Source organism: Shimia sp. R9_2 (genome assembly GCF_017743735.1).
Lineage (GTDB): Bacteria > Pseudomonadota > Alphaproteobacteria > Rhodobacterales > Rhodobacteraceae > Shimia.
Genome location: NZ_JAGHRO010000006.1, coordinates 183,178 through 206,689, shown reverse-complemented (window position 1 = coordinate 206,689; position 23,512 = coordinate 183,178). Strand labels below are relative to the sequence as shown.

The following is a 23,512-nucleotide window of genomic DNA, read 5'->3' as shown; positions in this document are numbered from 1 at the left end:
AAGCATGCCATGTCAGCTGATACGCATCATATCAAAGAGAGGATGAAACCGCCTTAGCGCAGGCTTTCAAACGGATCATCCGCGGCAAGGTCCTCAGACCAGCCAAAGGTGTCCCATGTGTGGGCCATATGCTCCGGCAACTCAGCCGTGACGGTGACCTGCTTGCGGGTCACAGGATGCTCAAACGTCATGCTGCGCGCATGCAGATGCAGTTTGTTTGAGATGATCCCGCCAAGCTTCGCGCCCCAGCCATCGCCGAGGTTTTCCTGACCGGAGCCGCCATATTTCCCATCGCCAACAATGGGATGTCCGATCTCCGCCATATGGGCACGTAACTGGTGTGTCCGCCCTGTGATGGGCTCCATCGCAACCCAAGCGGCACGGCCCGCCACACGATACAAAGTGGCGTATTGGGTGATTGCGCGTTTGGCACCCGGGGTGCGCTCGACTTCGCGCGGGTGCACTGCGATCATTTTCTCGCCTTCGCCACGTGCGCCATGACCACCGGCTTTGACCAAACCATATTTGATTTCACCGAGATACGGCGTTGGCACCCCCGCGACGACCGCCCAGTAGATTTTGCGCGTCTGCTTGTGTCGCATCGCCTCTGTCAGAGCCTGCGCCACTTGCCGTGTACGCGCCAACAGCAAGACGCCGGAGGTGTCTTTGTCCAGCCGATGCACCAGCCGTGGTTTTTCCTCAAAGCCGAACTTCAGCGCCTCGGACAGGCCATCCACATGGCGGGTCTGCTTGCTGCCGCCCTGTGTGGGCAGCCCTGGCGGTTTGTTCAGCGCGATGATCTGATCATCACGGTAAATGATACAGCTCTGGATCAGTTTCTCGTCAGCAGGTGACACGCGCGTTTTTGCGGGTGCTGCAGGTTTCTCCCCCGGAGCTGGCAGCGGCGGCACGCGCACAGACTGCCCCTCTTCCAGACGGGTATTGGCCTTCACACGCCCCCCATCCACGCGGATCTCACCTTTGCGGCACATCTTTTCGATCTGCCCCTGCCCAACATGGGCAAACTTGCGCTTGAACCAGCGGTCCAGCCGTTGATCCCCTTCGCCCGCTTCCACGGTCACAGTCTGCACCCGGCTCATGCCAAAAGCCCTCTCGTCAAAATCATACCCAGCATCAACGCGCCCACCGCGCCGATCACCGAAACCGCCACATAGATTGCAGCCGCGCCATAGTCCCCGCGTTCCGCCAGCGTCACTGTCTCAAGCGAGAACGCCGAAAACGTGGTGAAACCGCCCAGCAGCCCCGTCATCACCAGAGGCGAATAATGCGTCAGGCCACGCTGCGCCACCACCACCACAAAAGCACCCATCAAAAAGGAGCCAATGACGTTTACCGTGATAATCGCCAGCGGAAAGCCATTCCAAAACCCCTGCCCGACCAGGCGCACAACGCCCAGCCCGACCAGATAGCGCAGGGCGGCACCAATCGCGCCACCGACAGCCACATATGTGAGGTTCAAAATCATCCGGCGTCTCTCTGCCCTTCCACGCCCAATGTCAAGAAAACAAGCCTTTTTCCCGCGTGAAATATCCCAGACTCAAATGGTGCCTCAGCTGCCTCGCTGGCTGCGCAGTTTCGCAAAGTAATCGAGACGCCTTTTTAACTCGCGCTCATACCCGCGCTCCACCGGCGTATAAAGCACCGGCCGCTTCAGCCCTTCCGGGAAGTAGTTCTGCCCCGAGAAACCGTCTTCAGCATCATGATCATACTGGTAGCCCGCTCCATAGCCCTGATCGGCCATCAGCGATGTGGGCGCGTTTAGAATGTGCTTGGGCGGCGGCTCAGAGCCCGTCTGTTTCGCCAAGGCCCGCGCTGCTTTGTAGGCCGCATACCCCGCGTTGGTTTTGGGCGCGAGCGCCAGATAGATCACGGCCTGCGCCAGCGCCAGCTCCCCCTCGGGGCTGCCCAAACGTTCATAAGTCTCCCAGGCATTCAAGCAGAGACCCTGTGCCTGTGGATCCGCCAAAGCGATGTCTTCGCATGCCATGCGTGTGATGCGCCGGGCGAGAAACCGAGGATCTTCGCCCCCCTCCAGCATCCGCGCAAACCAATAAAGCGCGGCATCAGGATCAGATCCCCGCACCGATTTATGCAGCGCGGATATGAGGTTGTAATGCTCGTCACCGGACTTGTCGTACTTTGCAGCGCGCCGCATCAGCCGCGTCGCCAAAACCTCGCTGTCCAGCTTACCATTCACGGACCAAGCCGCCACTTGTTCAACCAGATTGAGAAGCGCGCGTCCGTCGCCATCGGCCATCTCAAGCAGCGCTTCACGTGCCAGCCCGTCCAGAGGCAGTGCTTTGCCGAGCTCTTGTTCCGCTCTTTGTGCCAGCCGCTCCAGATCCGCAAGGCTCAGACGCTCCAGCACCAGCACCTGCGAGCGGCTCAAAAGCGCGGCATTGAGCTCAAAAGACGGGTTTTCCGTGGTCGCGCCGACCAGTAGGATTGTGCCGTCTTCCATATGCGGCAAAAAACTGTCCTGCTGAGCTTTGTTGAAGCGATGGATCTCATCAACAAACAGCAGCGTACCCTGCCCGTTTTGGCGACGGATCTTGGCGGCCTCAAAGACTTTACGCAGCTCCGGAACACCCGTGAAAATCGCGCTGATCTGCACAAAATGCAGGTCCGTCTCATCCGCAAGAAGCCGCGCGATCGTGGTCTTTCCGACACCTGGCGGCCCCCAGAACACCAGCGATGACAAAGAGCCAGAGGACAACATCACGCCCAATGGCGCCTCTGCCCCCAAAACCTGCGCCTGCCCGATCACCTCTGAGAGCGCTTGCGGACGCAACCGGTCCGCCAAAGGCCGGGGCGCGTCAGCAACAGGTGCGGCGGGAATGTCCGCCGCTGGAGTGTCAAAAAGATCGGCCATCAGATGCCCTTGCGCCTTTAGAGTCGGAACCGCATCACCAACCGCTGGGTGCCGCGTTGAACTTCCAACGTAAGCCTATTGCGCACGGCGCGCAAAGCCTTGTCGGCATCTGAAGTGGTGAGAATGTCTTTGCCGTCAATCACCCGCAGAACATCACCCGCGCGCAGGCCCAGACGAGCGCCAATCTCGCCGGGGCTTTCGACGATCACCCCCTCCGCGCTCAACGGCAAACCAAAGCTGCTAAGAACCGCCGGATTGATATTGGAAATCACCAGATCCGGGATCGCAGCCCGACGGCCTGTGGTCAGTTGATCGCGCGGCGGGGTTTCAGGAGCGATTGCCATTTTGACCTTGCGGGTCTGCTCGGCCCCTTCGCGCACCATCAAAACATCAACTTCACTGCCCAATCCAGCGACCGACATGCGGAAGATCATTTCCGCAGGCGTATTCACGGGCTGGCCATCCAGCTCCAAGATTACGTCCCCTGGTTCAAACTCTGCCTGCAGAAACGGGCTGACGGCATGCAGGTCGGTGATCACGATACCGCCGGCGCGGTCCAGACCAAGCCCTTCGGCCATATCCGCGTCAACAGGCTGGCCAAACATGCCAGCCCAGGGGCGCTGAAAGCTTTGAAACCCTTCGCGGGCCTGATCCACAAACTGCGCCACTAGGCGCGCGGGAATTGCAAAGCCAATGCCATTGGATCCGCCAGAACGTGTCAGAATGGAGGTGTTGATGCCAATCAGGTCGCCATTCACATCAACCAACGCGCCCCCGGAGTTGCCCGGGTTGATGGCTGCATCGGTCTGAATGAAATATCCGCGCGCATTTCCGGTTGCCACGCCAGAGCGCGCAAGGCCCGACACAATCCCGCTGGTCACGGTCTGCCCGACACCAAAGGGGTTGCCAATCGCCATGACAAGCTCGCCGACGTCTACGTTGTCGCTGTCTCTCAGGCGCAGGAACGGCAGGCCTTCAGCGTCGTTCAGCTTCAGGATCGCCAGGTCACTCTCCTCATCCGCAAGCAACACCTCTGCGGTGTATTCGCTGCGGTCATTGAGTTGCACGCGAATATCCGTGGACATGCCCACCACGTGATAGTTGGACACCACAATGCCGTCTTCTGAGAGGATCACACCGGAGCCAAGCGAGTTCTCCACGCGCGGCTGGGGGCTGCTGAAGTTGCGGAAAAACTGATCAAAAAACGGGTCGCCCGAAAACGGACTTTGCCGCGCCTGCACGACCCGTTTGGCAAAAATATTCACGACGGCCGGTGCCGCCTGCTTCACCAAAGGTGCAAATCCGAAGGCGATGTCACTCTGCGTTTGCGGAATTTTCGTTTCGGCGACTGCGGTGGTTGAGAGACCAACTGCAAGCGCGATCAAAGCAGCGCGGATCATGCGTCTTCCTTTGTTTGTAATGTGCCCAAGATATGGCCAGCGCCTCTTGAAAATGCAAGGCAGGAAGGCCGCTGTCTTTGTGAGCGCTTACGCCCACGAAACTCCGCGTTTCTAAGGGCGAAAATCGCTTTGAAATTGCCCTGCTGGTAGCCCCTGACCGGACACCAGCAAAGCACCCAAGCGCCCAACCTCATCCGCACATTTCGCCCCCGCACCGTTGCCGCCAGTCAGGGCAAACACGCGATCTGTTTGCGGATAGATCAACGGAGCCCCCTTTGGCGTGAAGCAAGTCACACAGCTGCCGTGTGAAACGTTTTCAACCCGCAAGCCCGGCATCAAATCGCGCAGCTGATCGGCAAGCAGCGCTGCAACCTCTGCATCTCCACCGCTGCGGAACCACGCCTTCATGTCGTCAACAGTGTGGAGTTCGTGGTCCTCAGGGTCTCCCCCAATTTTGAGATAGGTTTTGCCATCGGGATAGCGCACCGGTGGCAAAACATACGTGTCGCGGTCCGTACCAGGCGGGACGTAGACAAAAGACGGCATATCCTGCAGCCGCTGTGTTTCTGCAGCCTCGAGTTCAAGAAAGGCAACTGTACGCGCATAGACCCGCAGCGGCACCGGGTCTGGCAGCAGGTCCGCTGCCTTGGAAAATGCGCCACAGGCCACCACAACTTTCTGCCCCGTGACTTCCGTACCATCCGCGCAGTGAACGGTGACCGCATCAGCACTTTCGGAAATACGCTCAGCTTCACTGCGTATCAGCTGCGCGCCACTTTGCGTTGCAAGCGCGATTTCTGCCAAGACGTGTTGGCGCGGATTGATCCAGCCGCCGCCATCCTCCTCATAAAGCGCGGAGGTCCCTTCCGGAAAAGACAAGAAGGGAAATCTTTCCGCGAGAGTCTCGCCGGAGAAGCCCTGAAAAGCAAACCCTTCGCTCTGTGCCACCTCCAGCGTTTTTGTCATGAACTCCGATCCAAAACCGCTGCTCGCACCAACCATAAGCGCCCCAACAGGGGCGTGAAACCGATGCCCGCTGCGCGCCTCCATGTCTGCATAACGCGCCATTGAGGCCTGCGCCAATCGGGACCAATCCGCATCACTCGCCAGACGGCGGGTGATCCGTGCCTCATCATAGTGGCTGGCAAAGACGCCGTTGTGGCTTGAAGCGTCCTGCGGCTCATCCGGCCCAACAAGGACGGTGGCAAGACCCATTTCACTCAGATGACGCGCACATGCACTGCCCCAAAGGCCTGCGCCAACCACAATCACATCTGCGCTCATCCCGCCGCCCCTTCCTGTGCCCTGATCGTTCCATCCGATCACTCAATCTTTGGCGCACCATGCCGCCACAGGCAGCGGAAGACCATCGCATAATTCAAATTCTTGGGCGGCCGCAAACGGACAAAAAAAGACCCCCACCAAAATGGCGGGGGTCCAGTCATTCGGTTGTTCCGAATGGGTTTTATTCTTCGGCGGCTTCTTCAGCTGCCACGCGAGCCTTGTCGGCTGCGCCTTTTGCATCAACGTCACGATCCACGAATTCGATGATCGCCATCGGTGCCATGTCGCCATAGCGGAAGCCGGCTTTCATGATACGGATGTAACCACCTTTACGCTCTGCGTAGCGTGGGCCCAGAACGTCGAACAGTTTTGCAACGTACTGGTCTTCTTTCAGACGAGCAGCTGCCTGACGACGCGCGTGCAGGTCACCGCGCTTTGCAAGCGTGATCAGTTTTTCAACGATCGGGCGCAGTTCTTTTGCCTTTGGCAGCGTGGTTTTGATCTGTTCGTGTTCGATCAAAGAGCCCGCCATGTTGGCAAACAGAGCTTTACGGTGTTCGTGAGTACGGTTCAGGCGGCGATAGCCACGAGCATGACGCATTTGATTTCTCCTAATTCGCGTTTTGCTTTGTCAGACCAGTGATGCGTGTCACCGGTTCACCTTGGGGCCTTTGGCCCAGCTTTCCCCGGCAGGTCCGGGCATTTGTAAGACGGGCGGGGTCGCCCCCGCCCAAAACCTTAGAAGTTGTCTTCGAACTTCTTGGCCAGATCTTCGATGTTGTCTGGTGGCCAATCCTCGACGTCCATGCCGAGGTGCAGGCCCATGCCGGACAGCACTTCTTTGATCTCGTTCAAAGATTTGCGGCCGAAGTTCGGCGTGCGCAGCATCTCTGCTTCGGTCTTCTGGATCAGATCGCCGATGTAAACGATGTTGTCGTTCTTCAGGCAGTTTGCCGAACGTACGGACAGTTCCAGCTCGTCCACTTTCTTCAGCAGAAGTGGGTTGAACTCCAGACCATCATCTTCTTCCTGACGGCCAGCAGATTCAGGCTCATCAAAGTTCACGAAGATGGACAGCTGGTCCTGAAGGATACGCGCAGCAAATGCCACGGCATCTTCCGGAGTGATCGAACCATCGGTGTCGATCTTCATGGTCAGCTTGTCATAGTCCAGAACCTGACCTTCACGGGTTGGCTGAACGTCGTAGGACACTTTCTTGACCGGAGAGTAGATCGCGTCGATTGGCATCAGACCAATTGGCGCATCTTCCGGCTTGTTTTTGTCCGCAGACACATAGCCTTTGCCAGTGTTTACAGTCAGTTCCACGTAGAGGTCTGCACCATCATCGAGGTGGCAGATCACGTGGTCTTTGTTCAGAACTTCGATGCCAGCGCTGTCGCTGATGTCGCCAGCCGTTACAACACCTGGGCCTTTTGCATTGATGGACAGACGCTTAGGGCCTTCCACTTCCATGCGCAGGGACACGCCCTTCAGGTTCAGGATGATGTCGGTCACGTCTTCACGCACACCGGCAACGCTGGAGAATTCATGCAGAACATTGTCGATCTGTACGCTGGTGATGGCGGCGCCTTGCAGGCTGCTCATCAGAACGCGGCGCAGCGCGTTGCCCAGTGTCAGACCAAAACCACGCTCCAGCGGCTCTGCCACAACAGTGGCCTGGCGCGCAGGGTCGTTGCCCGGCTTTACTTCAAGCTGGGTAGGCTTGATCAATTCTGCCCAATTCTTGTGGATCATGCGTCCCTCCATTCTTGTCTAGCTCCCATGTTCCAAAAAGAACCAGACGCCCGAGGTTTAAAAATGACGAATGGGGCCGTGCGGAAACACGCGGCCCCAAGGTAATTCACTGTCGCTTAGACGCGGCGACGCTTTGGTGGGCGGCAGCCGTTGTGAGCGATCGGGGTCACATCACGGATAGAGGTGATGTTGAAGCCGATTGCGGCCAGAGCGCGCAGAGCGGATTCACGGCCAGAACCTGGGCCCTGAACTTCCACTTCCAGCGTCTTAACGCCGTGCTCTTGAGCTTTTTTGCCCGCATCTTCTGCAGCCATCTGAGCAGCATAAGGCGTGGACTTACGGGAGCCCTTGAAGCCCATGGTTCCGGCAGAGGACCAGGAGATCGCGTTGCCCTGAACGTCGGAGATCAGGATCTTGGTGTTGTTGAAAGAGCTGTTCACGTGCGCAACGCCGGAGGCGATGTTCTTACGCTCTTTTTTCTTCGTACGAGTCTTATCGCGTGCCATTGATCAAACCCTCCCTTACTTCTTCTTGCCGGCGATCGGCTTCGCAGGACCTTTACGGGTGCGTGCGTTGGTGTGGGTACGCTGACCGCGAACCGGGAGGTTACGACGATGGCGCAGACCGCGATAGCAGCCCAGGTCCATCAGACGCTTGATGTTCATCTGCACTTCACGACGCAGGTCACCTTCAACGGTGTAGGTCGCATCGATGTGCTCACGGATTGCCAGAACTTCTGCGTCAGACAGTTCGTTCACACGACGGGTTACGTCGATGTTTACGGATTCGCAGATTTCTTTGGCGGATGCTGGGCCAATGCCAGTGATATAAGTCAGGGCGATCGGGACCCGTTTGTGGGTCGGGATGTTAACGCCGGCGATACGTGCCACGTGTCACTTTCCTTTTTCGTTGCGGTTCCGTGGTTCCAGAACCTTTTTTCACAACGTAAGCCCGACGCGATAAGCGGCCGGGCCTCAGCTGATCAGGTGATCTTGCATATTGGGTGCGACCCAAAAGCAAAGAATTGATTCTCGGTTAAGAGATGAGGTGACATAGGGGGGAAAAGACCCGCGGTCAATAGCGGATCAGAGCAAAGGCGCTGGGGCGTGGAAATTCCTTGCGTCCCAGCGTTTCTCCTTCAAATCTGCATCGACTGCAAGGCCTGCCCCATACGCCGCACAAGACCATCTTCTTTGCCACCGATCAGCACGTAGTCATGCACCCCATCTGACCACACAGCCGAACTCAATCCTTCAAGCCGCATGGTCGCCATCGCCTCTTCGGTTTTGGCGACATCTTCACTACGGATGATGCAGAGGGCAATCGGCACACCGCTGGGCGTTGCAAATGCCAGTTGGATCAACGGCCGCCCCTCAAAGCTGAGAACCTGCCCGCGCTTGTATTCGACATCAGGCAAGGCCGTGAGCTGTTCTAGGGCTATGTCTTTGCCCACCGCGGCCGAAACCCGCCCCAACTCCTCGCGCAGCTGCTCAGGGCTTTGGGAGATGTGATCGAGCGTTGCATGGGTGTAGAGCGCTTGGTAGGCGGCCACATATTCCACCCACCCCGAGGGGCTCTGATTGGTGCTCCAGCTTCCCAGACCAAAACCAACGGCCAGCGCAATACATGCCGCCATGCCAACAGCAAAGACAGGCCGCTTTACAGGCGCTTTTGCCCCCACAGGCAATGCTGCAATGGCCTCTTGGGAGGGCTGCAGAATCTCAAAGCTGTCTTGCAGCGCGCCAAGATCAATCCGCAGAGCATCCAGCCGCTTGTTGAGCGCCGCATCATCCTGAAGCGCTGCCTCGATCTGGTCGACCGCAGCGAACTCACTTTCGCCATCGAGATAGGCGACAAGCTCCTCATCTGAGAAACGTCTATCTTGCACGGCTCACGTCCTTCTGATCTCTGAATTTGCGCCCCAAATTGGCACGCGCTGTGGCAAGGCGGCTCATCACTGTAGCCAGCGGAATGTCCAGGATCTCCGCTGCGGCCTTATAGGAGTAGCCCTCAATATACACCAAAAACACGGTCACGCGTTGTGCCTCCGGCAGATCCAACACAGATTTCAAAACCTCCTGGCGATCATAGTCGCGCTCCGGGTCCTGCTTTGGGTCCGGGATATCGGCGGCATCCACCATCGGCATCCCGCCTTTCTTGCGCACGCGCTCTTTGCGGATCTCACTGATCCAGAGGTTATGCGTGATACGAAACAGCCAGCGATCCAGATGTGTTCCAGACCTGAACTTGCTGGCCTGCTCCATCGCACGCAGACAGGCCGCCTGCGCCAGATCATCCGCACCGTCCCTGGAGCCGGTCAGCGAAAACGCATAGCGCCAGATGCGGGGGAAGACCTCAGGAAGGCCCGCCTCCACCTCTTCTTCAGCGCTTTGTTTTCTCCAACGGCTCAGCATGGGGCGCTATTCGCAGTTTCAGCCATCATTCCTCCGTCAGCTCACTCTGCAAATAGGCCAACAGATCGTCAATCTGCTCTGGCTTTTTCAGGCCAGGGAAGGCCATGGTAGTGCCCGGCACCACGTCTTTGGGCTTGGCCAGAAACGCCGCGAGGGTCTCCGTGTCCCAGACGATGCCAGCTTGTGTCATCGGGCCAGAATAGCGAAACCCTTCCACCGATCCAGAGGTCGCCCCAAAGACCCCATATAACGTCGGGCCAACGCGGTTGTCCTCGGGTTTTAGGCTGTGACAGGCCTTACATTTCTTGAAAACCTTTTTCCCTTTTTTGACATCCCCGTCCGCCAATGTGGTGGTGGCCAAGAGTGCGAGTGCCGTCGCCAGTACCGCTATATTGCGCATTTCCATCTCCCTGCTGGAGATGTGGGGCACACCCCACATCTCTGGCTATTGTGATCACTTCTCAAACACCATGCGCACAGACACAGGTGTTACGCGGGTGATGCCCGGCAAGCTGGCAAGCTCCATCAGCTTGTCCACGCCAGCATCGATCCCCAGATCTGCAGTGGACAGCATAATCATGTCAGAAGTGGTAACGAGTACGCGATCTTCTGACAGACGCGCAACAAACAGCTCCGCCTCAACATCCGCTGACACTCCGGCGAGACCTAGCGTGCCCTCAAAGTCCACAACGGTTGTCGCGCCAATTTCGAGATCATGGACCTCGTCAAAATCGATTTCACCCTTCAGCTCGGCAACAGCATCCGCCGCCTTGAAGACGTGCTCGATCATGCGCTCGTTGCGGATATCGATGTTGGTTTCAACGGAGGAGAGTTCGATTGCCAAAGAGACAGCACCCTTCTCATTCACCGATCCCGACAAGCCATCAAAGGTGTGGACCTCGCCAACCGTATTTTTCTTGATCGAGCCAAAGGCAATCAGGCTCTCGTCGCCCACGGTTTTCCAGGTTTCATGGCCACCGGCAAAGGCCGGTCCTGCAAATGCCATCACAACAGCTGCGGTTTTCAAAAGTGCTTTCATCGGTTCCTCCAAGCCGGGCAAAATCGCCCATTCCTAAGGTCAACGCTTGAGGACGGAAAACTATTCAGAAAAAATTTCAAAAAAAGAAAAGGCCCCCAATGAGCATGGGGGCCTTCAACATTCTGGAACTTAGATTTTAGCCCAGCACTTTCACAATCGATGCTTCGACTTCATCCATGGATGCCAAGCCATCAATCGAGCTCAGGTCACCTTTGGCGTGGTAGTAGCCGATCAGCGGGCTGGTCTTTTTGTAGTATTCCATCAGACGGATGCGCAGGCTGTCTTCGTTGTCGTCCGCGCGGGCAGTGCCGCCAGCAGCGACAGCTTCCTTCGCACGGTTGACGATACGATGTACCAGCACCTCATCATCCACCTGCATTTCGATCACTGCATCGAGCTTCTCGCCAACTTCCGCCAGCAGCTCCGCGAGAGCGTCAGCCTGCGCCAGTGTGCGTGGGAAGCCGTCAAAAATGAAACCACCCTTTTTGTCGCCTTCCAGCTGCTCACGGATCAGGCCGATAACGATCTCGTCGGTCACGAGTTCGCCGCGGTCCATCACCTCAGAAACGATCTTGCCCATTTCAGTTCCGGAGGTCTTTGCTGCGCGCAGCATATCCCCAGTGGACAGTTGGATCATGCCGCGGCTCTCTACGAGACGACTTGCTTGTGTCCCCTTACCCGCGCCTGGCGGGCCAAGCAAAATAATGTTCATCGACGAGCAGCTCCCTTACGTGCGCCGCGCTTTTTACCTTTTCCGCGCAGCTGCGATTTTTCGATCAGCCCTTCATACTGATGGGCCAGCAGATGGTTCTGAACTTGTTGAATGGTGTCCATGGTCACGGAAACCACGATCAGAACCGAAGTGCCGCCAAAATAGAAGGGGATCGCAAACTGGCCACGCAGAATCTCAGGAAGGAGACAAACTGCCGCAAGATACGCCGATCCGAGCACCAAAATACGGTTCACAACATATTCCAGATATTCCGCGGTGCGTTTGCCGGGGCGGATACCGGGAACAAAGCCGTTCTGATTCTTCAGGTTGTCGGCCACATCATCGGGTTTGAAGCTGACATTGAAGGTATAGAAATACGCAAAGAACACGATCATACCGACGAAGAACAGCAGATAGAGCGGCTGTCCAGGGCCGAAGTAGGCCAGGAGCGTGGACATGATCGGGCCGGTCTGGCTGCCGGAGAATGTCGAGATCGTGGTCGGCAGCAGCAGCAGAGAGCTTGCAAAGATCGCCGGGATCACGCCCGCTGGGTTCACCTTGACAGGCAGGTGGCTGGAGCCACCGTCATAGACTTTCATGCCCACCTGACGGCGCGGATACTGAATGTGGATCTTACGAAGAGCTCGCTCCATGAAGACCACGAAAGCAATCGTCGCAATGACCATCACAATCACGCCCACGATCACAGCTTCGCTGATGGCGCCGGTGCGGCCGGACACAAAGAACTGCGCCAGCGCGGCTGGCAGCTCTGCCACGATGCCTACAAAGATGATCAAAGAGATACCGTTGCCGATGCCGCGTGCGGTGATTTGCTCACCCAGCCACATCAGGAACATGGTGCCGCCCACCAGCGTGATCAGACAGCTGAAGCGGAAGAACAGGCCCGGATCGGTCGCCAGATCACCTGCCTCAAGGCTGACCGCGAGGCCGTAGGCTTGCAAAGTTGCCAATGCCACCGTGCCGTAGCGGGTATATTGGTTCATCTTCTTACGGCCCTGCTCGCCCTCTTTCTTGAGTTGCTCAAGCGCAGGCACCATGGAGCCCAGAAGCTGCACGATGATAGAGGCCGAGATGTAAGGCATAATGCCCAGAGCAAAGATCCCCATGCGGCCCAATGCGCCACCGGTGAACATTGACAGGATACCGCCGATCCCTGCGCCTGCGCTCTCCATGAATTCACGAAGCGCCACACCGTCGATGCCGGGAACCGGAATCCAGGTGCCAAGACGATAGACAATCAGCAATGCCAGCGTGAACAGGATGCGATTGCGCAGATCGGTCGCTTTTCCAAGCGCGGCCCAGCTCGTGTTGGCCGCCATTTGCTCTGCTGCAGATACCATTTAGGCTCTCTCTTAGACTGGAAACGCCGCCAGAACCGTTCTCCGGTTTGGCGGCGTTAGGAAAACTTGGAAGATTATGTAAGCGGGTAATGCCCCGCTCACAACCTCTTATTCAGCCGCTGGCGCGGTTTTGACCGTCAGGGAGCCGCCTGCTTTTTCGACAGCTTCAACGGCTGCTTTGGAAGCGCCGGTCACTTCGATGTTCAGCTTGGCGGTCACTTCGCCTTTTGCCAGAACGCGGATGCCGTCCAGCTTACGACGTACCAGACCGGATTCGATCAGCGCGTCTTCGGTGATCGCTGCAGATGCGTCCAGTTTCTTGGCGTCTACGAATTTCTGGATCAGGCCCAGGTTTACAACAGCAAATGCCTTGCGGTTTGGCTTGTTGAAGCCGCGCTTAGGCAGACGCTGGTACAATGGCATCTGACCGCCTTCGTAACCGTTGATCGCCACACCCGAACGGGATTTCTGACCTTTGATACCACGGCCACCCATTTTACCTTTACCAGAACCGGGGCCACGGCCAACGCGCATGCGTTTCTTAGTTGCGCCAGGATTGTCGCGCAGTTCGTGCAGTTTCATATCGCTTCTCCTTGCCGGAACTGACCCACGAAGCGTATCGGGCCAAACACGGCTTTTCTTGGTTTTGATTCTATGACGCGCAATACGCCACCGGGCGGCTATAGACGCTGCATCTCGGCAATGCAAGTCTTGCACCGCCTTGGCGCGGTACTTGCGCATTTGCCGGTTAAACACACAGAGCAAGACCGTAAGGAACTTGGTGTACCAACCACGCACAAGATTGAAGACGCCAACTTGTTCGCCCGGCCTTCTGAGTCACAGATGGTGCGTTTGTGTGATCGTAAAAAACAAAACGCCCCCGCAAATTGCGAGGGCGTCATCTGATAGACTTTCCGTCCTTAGCCGTAGACGTGTTTTTCGGCCAACTCAGCGATGTCGTGGCGAAGGATGCCGATATCGGCGAGGTCACGATCGGTCATGCCGGAAAGCTCGCGTACAGTCGCGTGGTATTTCTGGCGCAAAATGCGGGCCTCTTTGAAAGCTTCAACGGCCGCTTGAATGCGCGCAGTGAAGGAAGAACCAGAGGTCAGAGTAATGTTCGCGTTTGCCATGAAGGTGGCTCCTTTTGATCTATGCCGAAACGTATTTTTCGGCGGGCTGTTTTGGTTTCTTTGGTTGTGCCTGCGATATAGATCGCGGCGGTAACGCTAACAATTGACGGTTTGATCTGGCCGATATGCACCTTTGGCATGGCGCATTACCGAGGTGTTAAGACGTGTTAAAACGACAAAGGCCCCGGACGTTTGGTCCGAGGCCAGTCTCACGGGGAAGCGTATCTGCTTAGAGAGTCGCGGCGCCACGGCGGGCGACATATTCGATATCGCCGCGGGTCAGGCCAACGTCTGCAAGCTCACGGGCCGTCAGCTTGTTCAGCTCTTTGACGGTCTTTTTGTAAGACGCCGCACGCTTCTGGTTCAGGCGCCAAGATTCGACCATACGGGCGAAACGGCCAACGAAATCAACAGCTTCAATATGCAGGGATGGTGCATGTTGCATGGAACTTATCCTTTGACTGCCGGTGCGCCACTTCGGCCATTGCGCGTTTCTGTTTAAGTACGCGCTTCACATAGAGCTCATAATTTAATCGAGGTAGGCCCAAGATAGCATTTCAGATATGCAGTTTACGAATATCGATCAATGAGATGTTAACCATTCAGTTTCGAGAATGGTTATTCAGTGCCGGCGAAGACACCTGCCACAATATCTTGAGACAGTATCGGCAGATCACAGATCTTGCCGAGTGCGCGATAGATCAGAAAAACAAAGTTTAACGAAAAACGCCCCCGGCGTGAGCCGAGGGCGCTTTCAATTTTCAGATCAAAAAGAGCTTAGTCGCGCTCTTCGATGATTTCCACCATGTGGGAAACCTTGCGGATCATGCCGCGCACAGAGGGAGTATCTTCCAGCTCACGTGTGCGGTTCATCTTGTTCAGACCCAGACCGATCAGCGTAGCGCGCTGATCTTGAGGGCGACGGATCGGCGAACCGACCTGCTTTACAACGATGGTTTTTGCCATGTCTCGTTACTCCTTACGCGTCTGCGGCTTCGGCAGGTGCTTCATCCTTGCGCAGGATGTCAGCAACTTTCTTGCCACGACGTGCCGCAACCTGACGTGGGCTGGCTTCTTTTTTCAGCCCGTCGATGGTGGCGCGGATCATGTTGTATGGGTTCTGCGAACCGATAGATTTCGAAACAACGTCTTTGACGCCGAGCATTTCGAAAACGGCACGCATTGGACCACCGGCGATGATACCAGTACCTTCAGGTGCGGTACGCATAACCACTTTACCGGCGCCGTGACGGCCTTCCATGTCGTGGTGCAGAGTACGACCTTCGCGCAGAGGCACGCGGATCATTTGACGCTTGGCTTGCTCGGTGGCTTTGCGGATGGCCTCAGGGACCTCTTTCGCTTTACCTTTGCCGAAACCAACGCGGCCTTTTTGGTCGCCAACAACTACCAGAGCAGCGAAGCCAAAGTTCTTACCGCCTTTGGTGGTTTTGGACACGCGGTTGATCGCAACCAGACGATCTGCGAATTCCGGGGTTTCTTCTTCACGGTTGCGACCGCGGCCCCGGCGGTTTTCACGTTCTGCCATTTGGCATTCCTTTATCTACTGGCGCGAGGCGCCTGTTAACTCCGATCCCAGTGAAACCTGACACAAGTGCCTGGCCTCCCGGATCATCGGGGGGACGCGAACGTCCCCCACAAGTTCTTATACTTTCAGGCCGCCTTCACGCGCAGCTTCGGCCAGAGCCTTCACTTTGCCGTGGAAGAGGAAACCGCCGCGATCGAAATAAGCTTCGGTCACGCCAGCTTTGACAGCGCGCTCGGCAATCAAAGAACCAACCTTGGTGGCTGCTTCGATGTTGTTTTTGCCAACCAGGCCCAGATCTTTTTCCAGGCTGGATGCGGATGCCACAGTCACGCCAGCACGGTCGTCGATCAGCTGAACGCTGATGTTCTTGTTGCTGCGGTGAACGGACAGACGCAGTTTGCTGTCGCCATTGACCTTGCGAAGTTTGTTCCGGACGCGCAGGCGGCGCTTGAGGAACAGTTCCCGTTTGCTGTTTGCCATCTGTCTGGTCCTTACTTCTTCTTACCTTCCTTGCGGAAGATATATTCGTCTTTGTACTTGATGCCCTTGCCTTTGTAAGGCTCCGGCTTACGCCATTCGCGGATGTTCGCCGCAACCTGGCCAACCAGCTGGCTGTCAGTACCTTCAACGATGATTTGTGTCGGCTTCGGCGCGGTCACGGTGATGCCCGCTGGAACTTCGAAGTTCACTTCGTGAGAGAGACCGAGAGACAGCTTCAGGACAGTGCCCTGCATCTGCGCACGATAACCAACACCGTTGATTTCGAGTTCTTTTTTGAAGCCAGTGGTCACACCGGTCACCATGTTGGCGATCACGGTACGGGACATGCCCCACTGCTGACGTGCACGCTTAGACATGCCGCGCGGAGTCACTTTCACAGCGTTGTCTTCAACTGCAAGGGTGACATCGTCAGTTGCAGTGAAAGACTGGGTGTCCTTCGGACCTTTGATTTCGATGGTCTGGCCGGAGACAGTGGCAGTTACGCCGCTGGGCAGCTCGACCGGTTTTTTACCAATACGAGACATTGCGTTCTCCTTAGAAGACCGTGCAGAGCACTTCGCCGCCAACATTGTTGGAGCGTGCGCTTGCATCCGACATCACACCTTTGGAGGTGGAGACAATCGACACACCCAGGCCCTGACGGACGGTTGGGATGTCATTGACGCTCATGTAAACGCGACGGCCTGGCGTGGAAACACGCTTCAGCTCACGGATAACAGGAGTGCCTTCGTAGTACTTCAGGCTGATTTCGAACGCCGGGTGGCCGTTCTCTTCAGATGCTTCGTAACCGCGGATGTAGCCTTCATCAGCCAGCACATCCAGAACCCAGCCACGCAGCTTGGACGCCGGGGTGGACACCACGGACTTGCCACGCATCTGGCCGTTACGGATACGGGTCAGCATATCACCGATAGGATCGTTCATATCGTTCTCTCCTTACCAGCTGGATTTGACCATGCCGGGGATCTGACCAGCAGAACCCAGCTCGCGCAGCGCAATACGGCTAACCTTCAGCTTACGGTAGTAAGCGTGAGGACGGCCGGTGAGCTGGCAACGGTTGTGAAGACGGGTCGCCGAGCTGTTGCGCGGCAGTTTCGCCAGTTTCAGACGCGCTTTGAAACGCTCTTCCATTGGCTTGGACTCATCGTTTGCGATCTCTTTGAGCTCGGCGCGCTTAGCGGCGTATTTTGCCACCAGACGCTCGCGCTTCTTTTCGCGCTCGATCATTGCTTTTTTAGCCATGTCGTAATCCTCTCAGCCTTACGCGATGAACGGCATGTTGAAATGCTTCAACAGGCTCTGCGCTTCGGCGTCGGTTTCAGCATTGGTGGCGATGACGATATCCATGCCCCAGTTTTCGTCGACTTTATCAAAGTCGATTTCTGGGAACACGATGTGCTCTTTCAGACCGGTGGCGAAGTTGCCACGGCCGTCAAAGCTCGGCTTCACACCACGGAAGTCGCGGATGCGTGGCATCGCAACGGTGATCAGACGATCGAGGAATTCGTACATACGGTCGCCACGCAGGGTCACCTTGGCACCCATCGGCATGCCTTCACGAACACGGAAGCCAGCGATAGAGTTCTTTGCCACGGTGGTCAGAGCTTTCTGGCCTGCGATTGCAGTCAGATCTGCCTGTGCCGACTTGGCTTTTTTGCTGTCCTTAACGGCTGCACGGCCACAGCCGATGTTCAGCACGATTTTTTCCAGCTTCGGGATCTGCATGTCGTTCTTGTAGCCGAACTCTTCTTTCAGAGCGGCGCGGATAGAATCCTTATAGAGCGACTTCAGACGTGGGGTGTAGTCTGCGGAATCAAGCATCGATCACGTCCCCTGTGGATTTGGCGAAACGCACCTTCTTGTCGCCTTCCATGCGGAAGCCAACGCGGGTTGCTTTGCCATTTGCGTCCAGGAATGCCAGGTTGGACAGTTCGATCGGCATCGCCTGAGGGATGCGGCCGCCCTGTGCGGTTTGGCTCTGTTTGGTGTGGCGGATGGCGATGTTGATGCCTTCCACGACGGCTTTACCGGCTTTGGGGTCAACAGAGGAGATAGTGCCCTCTTTGCCTTTGTCCTTACCGGCCAGAACGACGACCTTGTCGCCTTTTTTCAGCTTAGCAGCCATCTTACAGCACCTCCGGCGCGAGCGAGATGATCTTCATGAAGTTCTTGGCGCGCAGCTCACGAACAACTGGGCCAAAGATACGTGTACCCACTGGCTCGTTGTTGTTGTTCAGAATAACAGCTGCGTTGCGATCAAAACGGATCGCGGTGCCATCTTCACGACGGACTTCTTTAGCGGTGCGCACGACAACGGCCTTACGGACGTCACCTTTTTTAACGCGACCACGTGGAATGGCTTCCTTAACCGAGACAACAATGATGTCGCCTACGGATGCGTATTTACGCTTGGAGCCACCCAGAACCTTGATGCACTGAACTCGGCGTGCGCCGGAGTTGTCAGCAACATCCAGATTGGTTTGCATCTGGATCATGTGGTTTCTCCCGACCTATGGGGCAGCGATGCGTGCTGGTATCCCCCAGGGTTTCGACTAACTGTTAAGTCTAGTCGCCAGGAGTCTCAAAGAGAGACTCTTAGGCTTCCAGAACTTCCCAGCGTTTGGTTTTCGAACGCGGTGCGCATTCGATAATGCGAACAGAGTCACCTACTTTGTAGGCGTTGTTCTCATCGTGAGCCCGGTATTTTTTGGACTTACGAATGGTCTTCTTCAGAACCGGGTGTGTGAAGCGGCGCTCTACAGACACGGTAATGGTTTGTGCGTTGGCATCGGAGGTCACGGTGCCAGTCAGGATACGTTTGGGCATCTATCTAGCTCCTCTTACTCTGCTGCCGACTTGGCTTTTTCGTTCAGGATCGTCTTCACACGTGCTGCGTTGCGACGCGCGGCACGGATCTGAGCGGAGTTCTCCAGCTGGCCGGTGGCCTGTTGGAAACGCAGGTTGAACGATTCTTTCTTAAGATTGGACAGCTCCTCGCGCAGCTGATCCGGCGTCTTATCACGCAGTTCTTTGGCGTTCATCGCCTTTTCCTTTCTCATACATCAGAGGGCTCCCGAGTATGTGCGGGGTGACCCTTTTGCCTGATGGACAAATGACAAACACACGAATCCCGTAAGCACGGAATCCGCGAGATGGCGCTCTATACGGGGGTGTAAGGGTGAAGGCAAGGGAAAGTTGGGCTAAGAGGTTGGGCGCTTGCGCAGATACGCCAATATCAGCGAAGTCGAATGATCAAATTCTGCGCTAAACCGCAAATGCAGAACGCCCCATCGGCGCAGGTCATTGCGACCAAATTGCGGGGTCATCCATGTATTGAAATACTCGAAGCTCTCAATGGGTTCGGGCGTTTCCTGCGCAAGCATTGGCATGCGGCTCCCCATCCAGCCTACCACTAGCGTCTCAAAAGCCTGACGCTCCGCCGGAGACAAAACTTGGCCTTTATCAGTGATCTCACACTTAATTCGCCCGTCGGGGTAGTCGGTCACTTCTACAGAAAAGCCTGATGGTAGGTGCGGCCAATACCACTTTGTGGACTTGAGGACGCCCTCAGAGAACTCTTCTTGCCCTTTGATCTTTTTCAGTACAGGCGGAAGTGTTTCATAAACAATCGGCAGACAGACGTCCTCAAACAAACGTACTGCAGCAGATGGTCTGTCCATAGCCGATGCAGTTTGCGCAACTGCAATCAACACCATGCTCAAAATCACCTTTAGGCGCAGCATCCCTTACTCCCGTTACCCTCACCTACCCCCAAAGGGATTCCTAGAGCAGCGGAGAATGGTTGCACAACACCCTACTTCCCTCCTCTGATCATCTCCCTTACACATCTCCAACCAACGCACCGGTGAGCCGCCCGCGCGCCACACTTTGGGAGGAGTGACCATGATACCCGTAGACGTAGCAATCCTGTTCATGGGCGCAGCCATTGCGCTGGCGCTGGTGCCAGGCCCGGACAATATCTTTGTGCTGACCCAATCAGCTCTGCACGGCCGCGTCGCCGGCCTTTCCGTTACGCTCGGACTTGCCAGCGGGTTGATCTTTCACACCACGGCGGTCGCGCTTGGTGTCGCGGTGATTTTTCAGACCTCTCAGGTCGCCTTTGCCATCCTGAAGTATATTGGCGCCGCCTATCTGATCTATCTTGCCTACAAGGCTTTTACCGCCTCAAAGGCCAACCTCGAAGAAGGCGCCCCCTCGCCAGAGACATCTGCGAAGCAATACACCCGCGGCCTGATCATGAACATCGCCAACCCAAAGGTGACGATCTTCTTCCTCGCTTTCTTGCCGCAGTTCGTTGATCCAGCAAACGGCCCGATGGTCTGGCAATTTTACCAGCTCGGGTTTTTGATGATCATCGCGACACTGCTGGTTTTCGGCTCTGTGGCGTTGGCTGCTGGCTGGCTGGGTGACTGGATAAAAAACTCACCAATGGCGCAGACGTGGCTCAATCGGCTAGCAAGCGTGGTGTTCGTAGCATTGGCTGTCAAACTCGTCACAGCGCAGCGGTAATACCTTGTGAGGCGGCGCTTAGGCGCTGCCTCCGCGCGACCTTATCCACCACGAACTGATAGCCGCGATCGCAACGCGCTATGTTGGACGCGCGCCTGCCATCGCCACACCCAAAGTATTTCCCTACTCTGGAATTAGAATTGATCTAAATCAAAGCTTCACTTGTTATCTTTCTGCAAATTGAGTCTCAGGGAGAGAGCCAGTTTACGGAGCGAACAATGAAACTGAAAGCCAGCCTCATCCAAGCCACAGCCATCGCCCTCGTCGCCGCCTCTGCCCAGGCCAATGAGCTGCGCGAAGAAGCTCTTGATACTTTCCTGCCGCTGCCCTCCACGGTGCCTGCGGTAAAAGACAACCCGATCACACCTGAAAAAATCGCGCTTGGCAAAGCGCTGTTCTTTGATCCGCGCATGTCGGCATCTGGTGTTTTCTCATGCAACTCCTGCCACAACCTCGCCACCGGCGGGGACGACAACCTTGAGACCTCTATCGGTCACGGCTGGCAGCGCGGCCCGCGCAACTCGCCAACCGCCCTGAACTCCGTGTTCAACGAAGCGCAGTTCTGGGATGGGCGCGCCGCAGACCTTGCAGAGCAGGCCAAAGGTCCGGTGCAGGCTGGCGTTGAAATGGCCAACACGCAGGAAAACCTCCTCGCGACCCTAAACTCCATGCCGCAATATGTGGAGCGGTTTGGCGATGCCTTCGAAGGGGAAGACGATCCTGTCACCTTCGACAACTTCGCCAAAGCCATCGAGGCCTTTGAAGCAACTCTGATCACCCCTGCCCCGTTTGATGCGTGGCTGAACGGGGATGATGACGCCATGACACCAGAGCAGCTCGCCGGCCTCAGCCAGTTTATGGATCTGGGATGTGCAGCCTGCCACTCCGGCATCAACGTCGGCGGCAGTGGATACTATCCGTTCGGCCTGATCGAGAAGCCCGGTGCAGATGTTTTGCCGGTCGGGGACAAGGGGCGTTTTGCTGTCACTGCGACAGTGGACGATGAATACGTGTTCCGCGCAGCACCACTGCGCAACGTGGCCCAAACGGCTCCATACTTCCACTCTGGCAAGGTCTGGGATCTGAAAGTGGCCGTACAGATCATGGCGGAATCCCAGCTCGGCGAAGAGCTGACTGATGAAGATGCCTCGCAGATCGTGGCCTTTCTCGACAGTCTCACAGGCGCGCTGCCACCAGTCACCTATCCGGTGCTGCCGGCAGAAACAGCGGCCACTCCGCGCCCCTCCGGCGAGATCATTGCCGAATAAGCAGTCGCTCCTTGTCGAGGCTTCTCTCTTGTCTCCGACAAAAAACGCCGCCCATCCGGGCGGCGTTTTCTTTTTGCTTTATAGGATGGTCGCTCAGCGACGGCGCTCACGGATGAGGCCGATCATCACGGACACACACATCAGCATCAGAACGATGGCGAAGGGGAAGCCCGTGGCGATTGATGCCGCCTGGAGCGCACCAAGGCCGCCACCCAACAGCAACACAATCGCGATTGCGCCTTCCAGCACACACCAGAACACACGTTGTGCGGTTGGTGCATCGGTTTTGCCGCCAGCGGTGATGGTATCAATCACCAAGGAACCGGAGTCCGAGGAGGTCACAAAGAAAACCACCACCAGAATGATGCCGATGAAAGACAGCAGCCCGGTCATTGGGAAGGCTTCAAACATCTTGAACATCTTCAGTTCCAGAGCCGCATCCTGCAGCGCCTGACCGGCACCGGAGGTCACTTGATCCAGCGCAGCACCGCCAAACACGTGCATCCAAAGCGCACCAACAACAGTTGGGATGATCAGAACGCACACGATGAACTCGCGAATGGTCCGGCCGCGAGAGATGCGCGCGATGAACATTCCCACGAAAGGTGACCAGGAGATCCACCAAGCCCAGTAGAAGGCAGTCCAGCCCTGCATGAAGTTGGTGTCTTCACGACCAACCCAGTTGGACAGCGCAGGCAGCGCCACAACGTAGTCAACCAGACCGGAGAAGAAACCAGTGAGGATGGCGACAGTTGGACCCACCAGAAGAACCAACAGCAAGAGGCCAGCGGCCAGGATCATGTTGGCTTCGGACAGACGCTTCACGCCTTTGTCCAGACCGGCCACAACCGAGATCAAAGCAAAGATGGTGATCGCAATGATCAGAACCACTTTCATCCCGTCGCTTACGGGCACGCCAAACAGATAGTTCAGACCCGCCAGTGCCTGGCTTGCACCAAGACCCAGCGAAGTTGCCAGACCAAAGATGGTCGCGAACACCGCAAGGATATCGATGATATGCCCCAGCGGACCCCATGTGCGCTCACCCAGCAGCGGATAGAACACCGACCGCATGGTCAGCGGCAGGCCGCGGTTGAAGCTGAAGAATGCCAGCGCCAGCGCCACAACGGCATAAATCGCCCATGGGTGCAGGCCCCAATGGAACACAGTCGCCGCCATCGCGAGGTCGCGGGAAGCCGCGATATCGCCCGCAGCTGCGCCAAGCGGCGCCCAGTCGGTGCGCAGGCCGTTTTCGTCAGTGGCGACACCGCCAAACGAAGATCCGTAGTGGGAGATTGGCTCAGCCACACCCCAGAAAACCAGACCAATGCCCATGCCTGCGGCAAACAGCATCGCGATCCAGCCTGCGTAGCTGTAATCAGGCTTCGCATCATCGCCCCCGAGGCGGATCTTGCCGTAAGGCGAAACCACCAAGAACAGAGAAAACACAACAAACAGGTTACAGGCAATCATGAAGACCCAGTCAAAATTGCTGGTCAGCGCCGGACGCAACCAGCCAAAGAAGGCTGAGGCTTGCTCATGAAACACCAATGAGAAAAAAACGAAGGCAACGATCGTTAAACCTGAAATGGCAAATACGGGGTTGTGAACATCCAACCCCAATACCTGCACATTGTCCTGACCGACCTCATAGTCGGTTTCTTGTTCTGACATGA

33 protein-coding genes are annotated in these 23,512 nt (G+C 56.6%); 2 read left to right on the top strand and 31 right to left on the bottom strand.

Annotated features, from left to right (window positions below):
• Window positions 1-53 precede the first annotated feature (53 nt).
• The 30 genes from J7400_RS15435 to J7400_RS15290 all read right to left on the bottom strand — a co-directional run bounded on the left by J7400_RS15435 (window position 54) and on the right by J7400_RS15290 (window position 19,781).
• A complete protein-coding gene (locus J7400_RS15435; RefSeq protein ID WP_209064889.1) occupies window positions 54-1,100 on the bottom strand; it encodes an RluA family pseudouridine synthase in 1,047 nt (348 codons plus the stop codon).
• On the bottom strand, window positions 1,097-1,486 hold the full coding sequence (gene crcB / locus J7400_RS15430; protein ID WP_209064887.1) for a fluoride efflux transporter CrcB: 390 nt from the start codon (window positions 1,484-1,486) through the stop codon (window positions 1,097-1,099). The genes J7400_RS15435 and crcB overlap by 4 nt, the downstream gene beginning before the upstream one ends.
• Window positions 1,487-1,570: 84 nt before the next feature.
• Entirely contained in the window at window positions 1,571-2,893 is a 1,323-nt protein-coding gene (locus tag J7400_RS15425) for a replication-associated recombination protein A (RefSeq protein WP_209064886.1), read from the bottom strand.
• A gap of 17 nt (window positions 2,894-2,910) precedes the next feature.
• On the bottom strand, window positions 2,911-4,293 hold the full coding sequence (locus J7400_RS15420) for a trypsin-like peptidase domain-containing protein (RefSeq protein ID WP_209064884.1): 1,383 nt from the start codon (window positions 4,291-4,293) through the stop codon (window positions 2,911-2,913).
• A 111-nt stretch (window positions 4,294-4,404) separates the two neighbouring features.
• The gene (locus tag J7400_RS15415) at window positions 4,405-5,577 is read right to left on the bottom strand and encodes an FAD-dependent oxidoreductase (RefSeq protein ID WP_209064882.1); all 1,173 of its coding nucleotides are present in this window, start codon (window positions 5,575-5,577) and stop codon (window positions 4,405-4,407) included.
• 181 nt (window positions 5,578-5,758) lie between these two features.
• Entirely contained in the window at window positions 5,759-6,178 is a 420-nt protein-coding gene (gene rplQ, locus J7400_RS15410; protein ID WP_209064880.1) for a 50S ribosomal protein L17, read from the bottom strand.
• A gap of 137 nt (window positions 6,179-6,315) precedes the next feature.
• Window positions 6,316-7,332, bottom strand: a complete 1,017-nt coding sequence (locus tag J7400_RS15405) for a DNA-directed RNA polymerase subunit alpha (protein WP_209064878.1) — start codon at window positions 7,330-7,332, stop codon at window positions 6,316-6,318.
• Window positions 7,333-7,448: 116 nt separating this feature from the next.
• The gene (rpsK, locus tag J7400_RS15400) at window positions 7,449-7,838 is read right to left on the bottom strand and encodes a 30S ribosomal protein S11 (RefSeq protein WP_209064875.1); all 390 of its coding nucleotides are present in this window, start codon (window positions 7,836-7,838) and stop codon (window positions 7,449-7,451) included.
• Window positions 7,839-7,853: 15 nt separating this feature from the next.
• A complete protein-coding gene (rpsM, locus tag J7400_RS15395) occupies window positions 7,854-8,222 on the bottom strand; it encodes a 30S ribosomal protein S13 (protein ID WP_209064873.1) in 369 nt (122 codons plus the stop codon).
• Between the two features lie 248 nt (window positions 8,223-8,470).
• Window positions 8,471-9,220 carry a hypothetical protein gene (locus J7400_RS15390; protein WP_209064871.1) on the bottom strand — a complete coding sequence of 250 codons (750 nt, stop codon included), beginning with the start codon at window positions 9,218-9,220 and terminating at the stop codon, window positions 8,471-8,473.
• Window positions 9,210-9,746, bottom strand: a complete 537-nt coding sequence (locus J7400_RS15385) for an RNA polymerase sigma factor (protein ID WP_209064869.1) — start codon at window positions 9,744-9,746, stop codon at window positions 9,210-9,212. Before J7400_RS15385 ends, J7400_RS15390 begins: the two co-directional genes overlap by 11 nt.
• Before the next feature lie 25 nt (window positions 9,747-9,771).
• A complete protein-coding gene (locus J7400_RS15380; RefSeq protein ID WP_209064867.1) occupies window positions 9,772-10,146 on the bottom strand; it encodes a c-type cytochrome in 375 nt (124 codons plus the stop codon).
• Window positions 10,147-10,200: 54 nt separating this feature from the next.
• A complete protein-coding gene (locus J7400_RS15375) occupies window positions 10,201-10,785 on the bottom strand; it encodes a YceI family protein (RefSeq protein WP_209064865.1) in 585 nt (194 codons plus the stop codon).
• Window positions 10,786-10,921: 136 nt separating this feature from the next.
• Window positions 10,922-11,497, bottom strand: a complete 576-nt coding sequence (locus J7400_RS15370) for an adenylate kinase (RefSeq protein ID WP_209064863.1) — start codon at window positions 11,495-11,497, stop codon at window positions 10,922-10,924.
• Window positions 11,494-12,858: a preprotein translocase subunit SecY gene (gene secY, locus J7400_RS15365; RefSeq protein ID WP_209064861.1), complete on the bottom strand. Its 1,365-nt coding sequence runs from the start codon at window positions 12,856-12,858 to the stop codon at window positions 11,494-11,496. Before secY ends, J7400_RS15370 begins: the two co-directional genes overlap by 4 nt.
• A gap of 108 nt (window positions 12,859-12,966) precedes the next feature.
• Window positions 12,967-13,440: a 50S ribosomal protein L15 gene (gene rplO / locus J7400_RS15360; protein WP_209064859.1), complete on the bottom strand. Its 474-nt coding sequence runs from the start codon at window positions 13,438-13,440 to the stop codon at window positions 12,967-12,969.
• Between the two features lie 338 nt (window positions 13,441-13,778).
• Complete coding sequence (locus tag J7400_RS15355; protein WP_209064857.1) at window positions 13,779-13,991, bottom strand: DUF1127 domain-containing protein; 213 nt, start codon at window positions 13,989-13,991, stop codon at window positions 13,779-13,781.
• A 229-nt stretch (window positions 13,992-14,220) separates the two neighbouring features.
• On the bottom strand, window positions 14,221-14,436 hold the full coding sequence (locus tag J7400_RS15350) for a DUF1127 domain-containing protein (protein ID WP_247738831.1): 216 nt from the start codon (window positions 14,434-14,436) through the stop codon (window positions 14,221-14,223).
• Between the two features lie 332 nt (window positions 14,437-14,768).
• A complete protein-coding gene (gene rpmD / locus J7400_RS15345; protein WP_209064855.1) occupies window positions 14,769-14,957 on the bottom strand; it encodes a 50S ribosomal protein L30 in 189 nt (62 codons plus the stop codon).
• A 13-nt stretch (window positions 14,958-14,970) separates the two neighbouring features.
• Window positions 14,971-15,537, bottom strand: a complete 567-nt coding sequence (gene rpsE / locus J7400_RS15340) for a 30S ribosomal protein S5 (RefSeq protein WP_209064853.1) — start codon at window positions 15,535-15,537, stop codon at window positions 14,971-14,973.
• Between the two features lie 117 nt (window positions 15,538-15,654).
• Window positions 15,655-16,017, bottom strand: coding sequence for a 50S ribosomal protein L18 (gene rplR, locus J7400_RS15335; protein ID WP_209064851.1), 363 nt, complete (start codon window positions 16,015-16,017; stop codon window positions 15,655-15,657).
• 11 nt (window positions 16,018-16,028) lie between these two features.
• Complete coding sequence (rplF, locus tag J7400_RS15330) at window positions 16,029-16,562, bottom strand: 50S ribosomal protein L6 (RefSeq protein WP_209064849.1); 534 nt, start codon at window positions 16,560-16,562, stop codon at window positions 16,029-16,031.
• 10 nt (window positions 16,563-16,572) lie between these two features.
• Window positions 16,573-16,962 carry a 30S ribosomal protein S8 gene (gene rpsH / locus J7400_RS15325; protein WP_209064847.1) on the bottom strand — a complete coding sequence of 130 codons (390 nt, stop codon included), beginning with the start codon at window positions 16,960-16,962 and terminating at the stop codon, window positions 16,573-16,575.
• A 12-nt stretch (window positions 16,963-16,974) separates the two neighbouring features.
• Window positions 16,975-17,280 (bottom strand): 30S ribosomal protein S14, encoded by a 306-nt coding sequence (rpsN, locus tag J7400_RS15320; RefSeq protein ID WP_010437098.1) that lies wholly within the window; start codon window positions 17,278-17,280, stop codon window positions 16,975-16,977.
• Between the two features lie 18 nt (window positions 17,281-17,298).
• Window positions 17,299-17,859, bottom strand: a complete 561-nt coding sequence (gene rplE, locus J7400_RS15315) for a 50S ribosomal protein L5 (RefSeq protein WP_209064845.1) — start codon at window positions 17,857-17,859, stop codon at window positions 17,299-17,301.
• Window positions 17,852-18,163 carry a 50S ribosomal protein L24 gene (gene rplX / locus J7400_RS15310; RefSeq protein WP_209064843.1) on the bottom strand — a complete coding sequence of 104 codons (312 nt, stop codon included), beginning with the start codon at window positions 18,161-18,163 and terminating at the stop codon, window positions 17,852-17,854. Before rplX ends, rplE begins: the two co-directional genes overlap by 8 nt.
• Window position 18,164: 1 nt before the next feature.
• Window positions 18,165-18,533: a 50S ribosomal protein L14 gene (gene rplN, locus J7400_RS15305; protein WP_005621870.1), complete on the bottom strand. Its 369-nt coding sequence runs from the start codon at window positions 18,531-18,533 to the stop codon at window positions 18,165-18,167.
• Between the two features lie 100 nt (window positions 18,534-18,633).
• Entirely contained in the window at window positions 18,634-18,864 is a 231-nt protein-coding gene (gene rpsQ, locus J7400_RS15300) for a 30S ribosomal protein S17 (protein WP_209064841.1), read from the bottom strand.
• A 14-nt stretch (window positions 18,865-18,878) separates the two neighbouring features.
• Window positions 18,879-19,079: a 50S ribosomal protein L29 gene (gene rpmC, locus J7400_RS15295; RefSeq protein WP_209064839.1), complete on the bottom strand. Its 201-nt coding sequence runs from the start codon at window positions 19,077-19,079 to the stop codon at window positions 18,879-18,881.
• 159 nt (window positions 19,080-19,238) lie between these two features.
• Window positions 19,239-19,781: a hypothetical protein gene (locus tag J7400_RS15290; RefSeq protein WP_209064837.1), complete on the bottom strand. Its 543-nt coding sequence runs from the start codon at window positions 19,779-19,781 to the stop codon at window positions 19,239-19,241.
• Window positions 19,782-19,941: 160 nt separating this feature from the next.
• Here J7400_RS15290 and J7400_RS15285 point away from each other — a divergent pair, with 160 nt between their 5' ends.
• Window positions 19,942-20,568, top strand: coding sequence for a LysE family translocator (locus J7400_RS15285; protein ID WP_209064835.1), 627 nt, complete (start codon window positions 19,942-19,944; stop codon window positions 20,566-20,568).
• A 218-nt stretch (window positions 20,569-20,786) separates the two neighbouring features.
• Window positions 20,787-21,836, top strand: a complete 1,050-nt coding sequence (locus tag J7400_RS15280; protein WP_209064833.1) for a cytochrome-c peroxidase — start codon at window positions 20,787-20,789, stop codon at window positions 21,834-21,836.
• Window positions 21,837-21,929: 93 nt separating this feature from the next.
• Here J7400_RS15280 and J7400_RS15275 read toward each other — a convergent pair whose 3' ends face one another.
• Window positions 21,930-23,510 carry a BCCT family transporter gene (locus J7400_RS15275; RefSeq protein WP_209064831.1) on the bottom strand — a complete coding sequence of 527 codons (1,581 nt, stop codon included), beginning with the start codon at window positions 23,508-23,510 and terminating at the stop codon, window positions 21,930-21,932.
• Between the last annotated feature and the right edge of the window lie 2 nt (window positions 23,511-23,512).

Excerpts from the sequence above, each read along its gene's own strand:
- J7400_RS15380 (WP_209064867.1), bottom strand. The coding sequence starts at position 10,146 with ATGCGCAATATAGCGGTACTGGCGACGGCACTCGCACTCTTGGCCACC.
- J7400_RS15280 (WP_209064833.1), top strand. The coding sequence starts at position 20,787 with ATGAAACTGAAAGCCAGCCTCATCCAAGCCACAGCCATCGCCCTCGTC.
- rplQ (WP_209064880.1), bottom strand. The coding sequence starts at position 6,178 with ATGCGTCATGCTCGTGGCTATCGCCGCCTGAACCGTACTCACGAACAC.
- rplN (WP_005621870.1), bottom strand. The coding sequence starts at position 18,533 with ATGATCCAGATGCAAACCAATCTGGATGTTGCTGACAACTCCGGCGCA.
- rpsE (WP_209064853.1), bottom strand. The coding sequence starts at position 15,537 with ATGGCAGAACGTGAAAACCGCCGGGGCCGCGGTCGCAACCGTGAAGAA.
- rpmC (WP_209064839.1), bottom strand. The coding sequence starts at position 19,079 with ATGAACGCCAAAGAACTGCGTGATAAGACGCCGGATCAGCTGCGCGAG.
- J7400_RS15275 (WP_209064831.1), bottom strand. The coding sequence starts at position 23,510 with ATGTCAGAACAAGAAACCGACTATGAGGTCGGTCAGGACAATGTGCAG.
- J7400_RS15290 (WP_209064837.1), bottom strand. The coding sequence starts at position 19,781 with ATGCTGCGCCTAAAGGTGATTTTGAGCATGGTGTTGATTGCAGTTGCG.
- J7400_RS15405 (WP_209064878.1), bottom strand. The coding sequence starts at position 7,332 with ATGATCCACAAGAATTGGGCAGAATTGATCAAGCCTACCCAGCTTGAA.
- J7400_RS15415 (WP_209064882.1), bottom strand. The coding sequence starts at position 5,577 with ATGAGCGCAGATGTGATTGTGGTTGGCGCAGGCCTTTGGGGCAGTGCA.
- J7400_RS15350 (WP_247738831.1), bottom strand. The coding sequence starts at position 14,436 with ATGCAACATGCACCATCCCTGCATATTGAAGCTGTTGATTTCGTTGGC.
- J7400_RS15285 (WP_209064835.1), top strand. The coding sequence starts at position 19,942 with ATGATACCCGTAGACGTAGCAATCCTGTTCATGGGCGCAGCCATTGCG.
- rpsK (WP_209064875.1), bottom strand. The coding sequence starts at position 7,838 with ATGGCACGCGATAAGACTCGTACGAAGAAAAAAGAGCGTAAGAACATC.
- rplF (WP_209064849.1), bottom strand. The coding sequence starts at position 16,562 with ATGTCTCGTATTGGTAAAAAACCGGTCGAGCTGCCCAGCGGCGTAACT.
- rplE (WP_209064845.1), bottom strand. The coding sequence starts at position 17,859 with ATGCTTGATTCCGCAGACTACACCCCACGTCTGAAGTCGCTCTATAAG.
- rpsN (WP_010437098.1), bottom strand. The coding sequence starts at position 17,280 with ATGGCTAAAAAAGCAATGATCGAGCGCGAAAAGAAGCGCGAGCGTCTG.
- J7400_RS15355 (WP_209064857.1), bottom strand. The coding sequence starts at position 13,991 with ATGGCAAACGCGAACATTACTCTGACCTCTGGTTCTTCCTTCACTGCG.
- rpmD (WP_209064855.1), bottom strand. The coding sequence starts at position 14,957 with ATGGCAAAAACCATCGTTGTAAAGCAGGTCGGTTCGCCGATCCGTCGC.
- J7400_RS15420 (WP_209064884.1), bottom strand. The coding sequence starts at position 4,293 with ATGATCCGCGCTGCTTTGATCGCGCTTGCAGTTGGTCTCTCAACCACC.
- rpsH (WP_209064847.1), bottom strand. The coding sequence starts at position 16,962 with ATGAACGATCCTATCGGTGATATGCTGACCCGTATCCGTAACGGCCAG.
- J7400_RS15385 (WP_209064869.1), bottom strand. The coding sequence starts at position 9,746 with ATGCTGAGCCGTTGGAGAAAACAAAGCGCTGAAGAAGAGGTGGAGGCG.
- secY (WP_209064861.1), bottom strand. The coding sequence starts at position 12,858 with ATGGTATCTGCAGCAGAGCAAATGGCGGCCAACACGAGCTGGGCCGCG.
- rplO (WP_209064859.1), bottom strand. The coding sequence starts at position 13,440 with ATGAAACTGCACGAACTGCGCGACAATCCTGGCGCAACTAAGAAACGC.
- rplR (WP_209064851.1), bottom strand. The coding sequence starts at position 16,017 with ATGGCAAACAGCAAACGGGAACTGTTCCTCAAGCGCCGCCTGCGCGTC.
- J7400_RS15425 (WP_209064886.1), bottom strand. The coding sequence starts at position 2,893 with ATGGCCGATCTTTTTGACACTCCAGCGGCGGACATTCCCGCCGCACCT.
- J7400_RS15370 (WP_209064863.1), bottom strand. The coding sequence starts at position 11,497 with ATGAACATTATTTTGCTTGGCCCGCCAGGCGCGGGTAAGGGGACACAA.
- crcB (WP_209064887.1), bottom strand. The coding sequence starts at position 1,486 with ATGATTTTGAACCTCACATATGTGGCTGTCGGTGGCGCGATTGGTGCC.
- rpsQ (WP_209064841.1), bottom strand. The coding sequence starts at position 18,864 with ATGCCCAAACGTATCCTGACTGGCACCGTGACCTCCGATGCCAACGCA.
- J7400_RS15435 (WP_209064889.1), bottom strand. The coding sequence starts at position 1,100 with ATGAGCCGGGTGCAGACTGTGACCGTGGAAGCGGGCGAAGGGGATCAA.
- J7400_RS15375 (WP_209064865.1), bottom strand. The coding sequence starts at position 10,785 with ATGAAAGCACTTTTGAAAACCGCAGCTGTTGTGATGGCATTTGCAGGA.
- rplX (WP_209064843.1), bottom strand. The coding sequence starts at position 18,163 with ATGGCTGCTAAGCTGAAAAAAGGCGACAAGGTCGTCGTTCTGGCCGGT.